At 64.1% G+C, this 2,117-nt stretch carries 2 protein-coding genes; one reads left to right on the top strand and one right to left on the bottom strand.

Features of this window, described 5'->3' with window-relative positions; genetic code table 11:
- Positions 1–381, top strand: a 381-nt coding sequence (locus WAN71_RS19525) for a L,D-transpeptidase (RefSeq protein WP_422226907.1), incomplete at its 5' end; no start/stop codon positions are given.
- Here WAN71_RS19525 and WAN71_RS19520 read toward each other — a convergent pair.
- Positions 378–2,117 (bottom strand): M13 family metallopeptidase (locus WAN71_RS19520; RefSeq protein WP_422226906.1); only part of this gene is annotated, 1,740 nt, incomplete at its 5' end. The two genes, WAN71_RS19525 and WAN71_RS19520, sit on opposite strands and share 4 nt — an antisense overlap.

The following is a 2,117-nucleotide window of genomic DNA, read 5'->3' as shown; positions in this document are numbered from 1 at the left end:
GTAGAGAAAACCATCCCGATGTCGATGGGTATGGCGGCCGGCGGCCACCAGACTCCGAACGGCACCTACTACGTGCTCGACAAGAAGGCCTCGGTGGTGATGGATTCCTCCACGTATGGCGTTCCGGTCAGCTCGGCGTATGGCTACAAGGTGACGGTGCAGGACGCCGTCCGGTTCGACAACAGCGGCGACTATGTGCACAGCGCCCCGTGGTCGGTGGACGACCAGGGTAAGCGTGACGTCAGCCATGGCTGCATCAACATCAGCCCGTCGAACGCGAAGTGGTTCATCGACAACTTCGGCGCCGGCGATCCGATCGTGGTGAAGAACTCGGTCGGGACCTACTCCAAGAACGACGGCTCCAACGACTGGCAGCTCTAGTTCCAGATCCTGACCCGGCGTTGCGGGTTCAGAAATAGCTCGTCGTTCTCGGCGACATCGAAGGCGTCGTAGAACGCGTCGATGTTGCGGATCACGCCGTTGCAGCGGAACTCCGGCGGCGAGTGCGGGTCGATAGCCAGCCGCCGAATCGCCTCGGCGTCACGGGATTTGGTGCGCCACACCTGGGCCCAGCCGAAGAACACCCGTTGCACGCCGGTGAGATCGTCGATGACGGGCGCGCTTTCGCCGTTCAGCGACAGTTCGTAGGCGAGCAGCGCGATGGAAAGTCCGCCCAGATCGCCGATGTTCTCACCGACGGTGAACGCACCGTTGACGTGATGGCCGTTATCGAGGCCGCGTGGGTTGTAGACGTCGTACTGCTCGATCAGCGCCTTGGTACGGGCGCCGAACTCGGTGCGGTCGTCGTCGGTCCACCAGTCGACCAGATTGCCGTCGCCGTCGTATTTGGCGCCCTGGTCGTCGAAGCCGTGCCCGATTTCATGGCCGATGACCGCGCCGATACCGCCGTAGTTAGCGGCGTCGTCGACGTCGGGGTCGAAGAACGGTGGCTGCAAAATGCCTGCGGGAAAGACGATTTCGTTCATTCCCGGGTTGTAGTAGGCGTTGACGGTCTGCGGGGTCATAAACCACTCGTCGCGGTCGACGGGGCCGCCCAGCTTGGCCAGCTCCCGGTCGGAGTTGACCGTGTAGCCGCGCCGGTAGTTGCCGTAGAGATCGCCGCGGTCGATCACCAGCTTCGAGTAGTCTCGCCAATTCTTCGGGTAGGCGACTTTGGCGGTGAACTTGTCCAGCTTGGCCAGCGCGCGTTGCCGGGTCTGCGGGGTCATCCAGTCCAGGTTGATGATGCTGACCCGGTAGGCCTCGCGCAAGTTGGCGACCAGCGCGTCGATGCGGGCCTTGGCATCAGGCGGGAAATGGCGTTGGACGTAAAGCTTTCCGACGGCGTCGCCCAGCATGCTCTCCACCAGCCCGACGCCCCGCTTCCAGCGCTCGCGGATCTGCTCGGCTCCGGTGAGCTTGCGGCCGTAGAACGCGAAGTCCTCGGCGACCAGCGCATCGGTAAGCAATCCGGCGCGGGCGTGGATAAGTCGCCAGCGTGCCCAGCTCTTCCAGTCGTCGAAGTCTTCGCTGCGCCACAGTTCGGCGAAGGCGGTCAGGTAATCCGGTTGACGCACAACAAGTTCAGCGACCGCATCCGGCGTGCTGCCCAGCGCGTTCACCCAGCCGGACCAATCGAAACCCGCTGATTGGGCCTGCAGATCGGCGAAGGTGCGCAGGTTGTAAGTCAGGTCGGCGTCGCGGCGTTTGACCACATCCCAATGCGAGGCAGCCAGTTTGGTCTCCAACGCCACGATCCGTGCGGCGGTCTGGTGGTGATCGTCGGGCGCACCGCCGTAGACGAGCGCGAACATCCGCGCGATGTGGTCCGGGTAGGCGGTCAGCAGCTCAGAGTGCTGCTCGTCGCGATAGTAGGACTCGTCGGGCAGTCCCAGCCCCGACTGGCTGACGTGTACCAAGTAGCGGCTGGAGTTCTTGGAGTCGGTGTCGACGTACAGCCCGACCCCACCGCCCACGCCGGTACGTTGCAGGGCGCCGACAACGGCCGCCAGCGCGTTGGGGTCGGCTGCGTCGTCAATCGCTGCCAACTCGTCGAGTAGCGGCTGCACACCCTGCCGCTCGACCGTGTCCTCGTCGAGGAAGCTGGCGTACAGGTC

Source organism: Mycobacterium sp. (genome assembly GCF_049280035.1).
Classification (GTDB): domain Bacteria; phylum Actinomycetota; class Actinomycetes; order Mycobacteriales; family Mycobacteriaceae; genus Mycobacterium.
The sequence above is the reverse complement of the archived record's forward strand: the minus strand, read 5'-3'. Positions and strand labels throughout refer to the sequence as shown.